Source organism: Streptomyces sp. NPDC047981, from assembly GCF_040653315.1.
Classification (GTDB): domain Bacteria; phylum Actinomycetota; class Actinomycetes; order Streptomycetales; family Streptomycetaceae; genus Streptomyces.
On the sequence record NZ_JBEZNQ010000167.1, the window covers coordinates 1 to 5,246 of the forward strand.

Genomic DNA, 5,246 nt, shown 5'->3' on the forward strand with positions numbered 1-5,246 from the left:
AGGCACCGAACGTCTACGAACAGCAGTCAGCTACTCTGACACTTGCCGCATAACGACACGAACAGGTGTCCACCTTTTGGGGACAAGGCCCCCCCCTGCGCGGCTCCGTGCCCACCCGCGCCCGCGTGGCCGCGTCGAGACGTTCGCGCGGGGCGGGCCACTCGAAGGCGTCTGGGTGTAAATGCGCACCTCACACTGCACCCCGCAGGTCTGATGCCCGGCTCCACCCGGGATCGGCGGTGGTTCGAGAAGGTGCACCGAAACGCTTCGCGAACGCGGCGTGCGGGGTGGGCTCGGGTCGGAGCTGGGTCAGCGCCTCTCGAAGGGGGGCGGCCGGGACCAAGCGGTCGCTCGCCGAGGGCCGGAACCAGTACGGTCCCGGCGTACTGGGCGGTGTCTTGGAGTTGAGCGACGGCAGCGTGATCTTGTGCGGGGCGCCGAGGCACACCGCGTGCGAGTGCGGTTCCCACCGGTCGGCGGTTCCTGGCGGAACGAGCCAGTAGAACAGGCCGTCCCTCGTACACGCGGTCGCCGTCGCGTTCGGCGTCCGCGAGGCGCTTGAGGACGACGCAGGCCACGCCCTCGCCGAGGGCGATGCCGTCGGCGCTCTCGTCGAAGGGTCTGGAGCGGCCGGTCGGGGAGAGCGCGTGCACGGAGGTGAAGAGGGCGTAGTCGTTGATGCCGTTGTGCAGGTCGGCGCCGCCGCACAGCATCAGGTCGCTGGTTCCGAGCACCAGTTCCTTGCAGGCGGCGTCGACGGCGGCGAGGGAGGAGGCACAGGCGGCGTCCACGGTGTAGTTGGCGCCGCGCAGGTCGAGGCGGTTGGCCACCCGCCCGGAGATGACGTTGGCGAGCATGCCGGGGAAGGAGTCCTCGGTGAGCCGGGGCAGTTGCTCGTCCAGCTCGGTGGGGACATGGCCGTAGTAGGAGGGGAGGACCGCCCGCAGGGTGGCGGCGTTGGCGAGGTCGCTGCCCGCCTCCGCGCCGAAGACGACACCCGCCCGCGTGCGGTCGAAGGCGCGCCCCGACTCCCGGTACCCGGCGTCTTCCAGGGCGCGTCGGGAGGCTTCGAGCGCCAGGAGCTGGACGGGCTCGATGCTGCCGAGCGAGGCCGGCGGGATTCCGTACCGCAGGGGGTCGAAGGGGATCCGGGGCAGGAAGCCGCCCCACCGGGAGGCGCTCGCGGCGCCCGGCTCCGGGGAGTGGTGAACGGTGGGGTCCCAGCGATCCGGTGGGACTTCGGTGACGGCGTCGTGGCCGTCGAGGACGAGCGCCCAGAAGGCGGCCAGGTCCGGTGCCTGAGGGAACATGCAGGCCATGCCGACGATCGCCACGTCCAGCGGAGCGGATACGGGCACGGGAGCCGCGAGCCGGTCCGTGCCGGGCACGAGGCGGTCGCGGAGGTCGGCGGAGCGCCGGCCGAGAAGGGCGACGGCGTCGTCGGTGACGGACGTGTGCAGGTCGGCGATCGTGGTTGTGGTCGTACGCAGCACCGCCACCTCGCCCGCCATGAACATCCCTTCTGCGTACTGGCGGGACTCGTCCACGGGCGCGAGATCCCCGGCGGCGGTGCGCTCGACGCCCTTGCTGGCGAGGCGCAGTCTGCCGACGTTGAGGCGTTCGAGCCGCTCCCACACCTCGCGGCCGGGCACACCCTCGGCGCGCAGGCGGGCCTCTACGGCACCGAAGCCCACGGTGAACGGGCTGGGGACGCAGGGGGTCGCGTGCCCCGGGGCGGTGTGCAGCAGGGCGGTCCGCTCGGCGGCGAGGACCTGTCGTTGGAAGAGCGGCTGTACGGCGCCGCACGCGACGGCTTCCTCGGTGAACAGGTAGGCGGTGCCCATGAGGAGGCCCGCCGCGCAGCCCCTCACGGCGAGGGGAGCGGCCAGCGCGGCGACCATGGCCGCGGAGCGGGCGTCGTGGATGCCGCCGGCGAAGAGCACCTCGACATCGGCCGAACCGTTAGGGTCCTGGTCCATCCAGTCGCCGATCACGGCCAGTTGGGCCTCCCAGAGAGGGAAGCTGTTCCGGGGGCCGACATGGCCGCCGCATTCGGCGCCCTCGAACACGAACCGCCGGGCGCCCTGCTCCAGGTACTGGCCCAGCAGCCCGGGCGAGGGCACGTGGAGGAAGGCCTTGATGCCGTCGGCTTCCAGGTCCCGCGCCTGCGACGGGCGGCCCCCGGCGATGATCACGTGGGTGGGCCGATGGGCGCGTACGGCCTCCAGTTGGGCGCTGCGGGTCTCTTCGGGTGCGAACCCGAGCACGCCGACGCCCCAGGGCCGGCCGGCGAGTGCGGCGCCCGCCTCGGCCAGCAGGGCGTGGGCCTGGTCACGGCCCGCGAGGGCCAGGGCGAGGAAGGGCAGGGCCCCGCCGTCGGACACCGCGGCGGCGAAGCCGGCGCCGTCGCTGACCCGGGTCATGGGGCCCTGGACGACGGGGAGTCGGGTCCCCAGGGCGCGGCTCATGGGCGATCCGGGACACAGGACCTCCACGGGGCCGTTGCCCGAGACGGCGGCCGACACCGCGTCGGTGACGGCGCGGACGGCGCCCGCGGCGTCGCGGTAGCGGTCGGCGAACCGGGCGGCGAGGAAGCCGTCCTGGCCCACGGGGAGCAGTTGGCTCCCCGGATCACTGCCTCCGAGTAGTTCCGCCACCTTCTGTGGATCGTCGGGCAGGTCATCCGTGGGCGCTCTTCCGGGAGCGCGGCGGCGCAGGAACCGGTGGCCGGCAAGAACGGTGGTCTCGGAGCCGTCCATCCCGCGCAGGAGGGAGGCGACGGACGCGGGAACCGCCGATTCGGCCAGGAGTGCGAGCTGGGTGTCGAGCACGACCCCCGCGGCCCCGCCGACCACGGCGGCGGCGGCCGTGCCGGGTGCCATGCCGCCGGAGGCCCAGACCGGCGGGCCGTCGGGGCCGACCAGGTCGAGGAGCCGCTGAAGCAGGACGAACGCGCCGAGTTCGCCGATCCGCCCCCCGCACTCGCTGCCCCGGGCGACGAGGCCGTGGGCTCCCGCGTCCAGGGCGTCACGGGCTTCGTCGACACCGCTCGCCTCGGCCAGCACGCGCACACCGTCGGGCAGGTCCCCGGGCCGCCAGGAGGCGCCCTGGCCGAGCACCACGGTGTGTGGCGGGACGCCGCCACCGGCCAGGCTGTCGACGGATAATCGGCAGCGCGGTCCGACACGGATCCCATGGCCCGTGGGGGAGCCACGTACGCAGATCCCTCCATGCCTCCCGTGCCGCGCGGTCTCCGGCCCCGAGGTCCAGCACGCCGAGCGCTCCGGCTCGCGTGACGGCGGCCGCGAGCCGCGCGTCGGGCTCGCCGAAAGGAGTTACTCCGATGACCAGGTCCAGGACGTGCTCTGCCGACGTCATGATTCTCCGAAGGTGCGATGCATTGCCCGGGAAGAATTTCGGTCTAACGAACGAGCCGAACGAAAGGCATGGGGTCGCGCGGGCCCGCAACAGGAAGACGGGCCGTTCGGTGGACGCAGCGAAACTAGCGCCAAGTCACCGAAGGGTCAACATCGCGGTCCATGATCAGGAACCGGCTCCGCACCGGACGAAGTGCTGCCGCGAGCAGTGAGCCGTTTTCACCCTGTCTCTGTGGGGTGAAATGGCAGGTCAGTAGGGGTGCGCAACGAGAAGAGGATCCTGGTCGTTGCGGTGGTGTTCTCTACGCACCACGCATCGTCCGAGGAGCCTCGCTTGGTCCCGTATCGTGCCACGGTCGACGTCCCGCATGAGCTGGTTGAGCACGTTTCCTGGCTCATCTGCGCATGAAGGTGTGGACGCCGTTCGCGGTGGCGGAAGCTGAGCTGCTTCCAGCAGGCCCTGCTCGTAGTGGTGCGCCTGCGCAAGAACGAGCCGCTGCCCGCCCTGGCAGCCGGCTTCGGGATCTCGACAGCCACTGCCTGGCGCTACGTCGACGAGACCCTCGACATCCTCGCGGCATGGGCGCCGGGCCTGCACGAGGCCCTGACCGGCCTGGGCGAGGGCCTCGTGCAGGCCAGGCGCCCACGCGGCCAGGACGTCCAGCGTCTCGTCGACGTACCGCCAGGCCGTTGCCGTGGAGACACCGAAACCGGCCGCGAGCTGCGGGAACGTTTCGTTCTTCCGTAGATGTGCCAGGGCCATGAGGGCCTGCTTGAAGCAACCCAGGCGCCGCCACGGAGAGTTCAGCTCCTCCCGGCGGGCGTGGATCAGCCACGAGACATGCTCGACGAGGCCGTGCGGGACGTCGAGCATGGAAGAATACGGAACAGGGCCCCTCGGTCGCCGGTGTGTCGAGTGAAGTCGCCACGCCAACGACCAGGGGCCTTGCCACGTCACTTCATACCCCTCTGACCAGCACGTTCACCCGCCAGGGACGGGATGAAAAGGGTTCACGGAACGTCTTTCATCCTGTGGTTCCGAGAGTGAAGATCAAGAGCATCGCCGCAGGTCAGAAGCGCTTGAGAGACCGCGCCGAATCCAGGATGGAAGAGGCTCAGTGCCCCTTCCAGAAGGGGGTTCAGCAGTTGGCTGTGGCTGGTCACGGGGCGGGTTTCAGGGTGCGGAGCAGGGTTCCGGGCCGTGGCGCTACTGCTTTCTCCGCTTCCGGGTCTCGCGGCTTTCCCCAGGTGTGGGAAGGTCGGCGAGGAGGATCCCCTGCCACGCGCCCTGCATGTAGGGCAGGTCGTTGAGAAGCTTCGTGAGGACCGCCGCGGAGCTGGTATCCGTCATCTCCACCCGCTTCCCCAGATTGGACAGCAGAGTTTGAACGTGGTGAACTGAGAGGTTCAGGGCCTGGGCGATGTCGACGATGTTGTGATGTCCCGCGTGGATGGCACCGAGAACCTTCAAGTCCGCGGGGGACAGGTGACTCTGCGACTTGTGTACTCGGGCTGCGGTGTTCTCGCGGCTTTCCTCGGGTGTGGGGAGTTCGGCGAGGACGATCCCCTGCCACGCACCCTGCATGCCGGGCAGGTCACCGAGAAGCTTCGCAAGGACCGCCGCGTACCTGGTATCCGTCATCCCCACCCGCTTTCCCAGCCGGGTCAGCCGATTTGGGGCCTGCCTCTCTGTGAGGTTCAGGGCCAGGGCGATGGTGTTGATGTCGTGGTGCCCGGCGTGGATGGCACCGAGGATTTCCAAATCCCCGGCGGCCATTTGGTTTTGTCGGGCGGCTTGACGGGCGACCTCGGGACGAGGGAGCAGGCGGAGATCGACGCCGGCCCAGACACCCTGCCTGCCGGGCAGGT

2 protein-coding genes and 2 pseudogenes are annotated in these 5,246 nt (G+C 70.5%); 1 reads left to right on the forward strand and 3 read right to left on the reverse strand.

Going from position 1 to position 5,246, the window contains the following annotated elements; all coding sequences use genetic code 11:
• Positions 1-26: 26 nt before the first annotated feature.
• Positions 27-3,122 carry a beta-ketoacyl synthase N-terminal-like domain-containing protein gene (locus AB0E14_RS39235; protein WP_362430228.1) on the reverse strand — a complete coding sequence of 1,032 codons (3,096 nt, stop codon included), beginning with the start codon at positions 3,120-3,122 and terminating at the stop codon, positions 27-29.
• A gap of 547 nt (positions 3,123-3,669) precedes the next feature.
• On the opposite strand from AB0E14_RS39235, the pseudogene AB0E14_RS39240 reads away from it, so the two are divergent.
• Positions 3,670-4,002 (forward strand): annotated as a pseudogene (locus AB0E14_RS39240) (transposase family protein); the annotation flags it as partial.
• Here AB0E14_RS39240 and AB0E14_RS39245 read toward each other — a convergent pair.
• Both AB0E14_RS39245 and AB0E14_RS39250 read right to left on the reverse strand, forming a co-directional pair.
• Positions 3,979-4,306 (reverse strand): annotated as a pseudogene (locus AB0E14_RS39245) (transposase family protein); the annotation flags it as partial. The pseudogenes AB0E14_RS39240 and AB0E14_RS39245 sit on opposite strands and share 24 nt — an antisense overlap.
• Positions 4,307-4,584: 278 nt before the next feature.
• A partial coding sequence (locus AB0E14_RS39250; protein ID WP_362430231.1) for a hypothetical protein occupies positions 4,585-5,246 on the reverse strand: 662 nt, incomplete at its 5' end.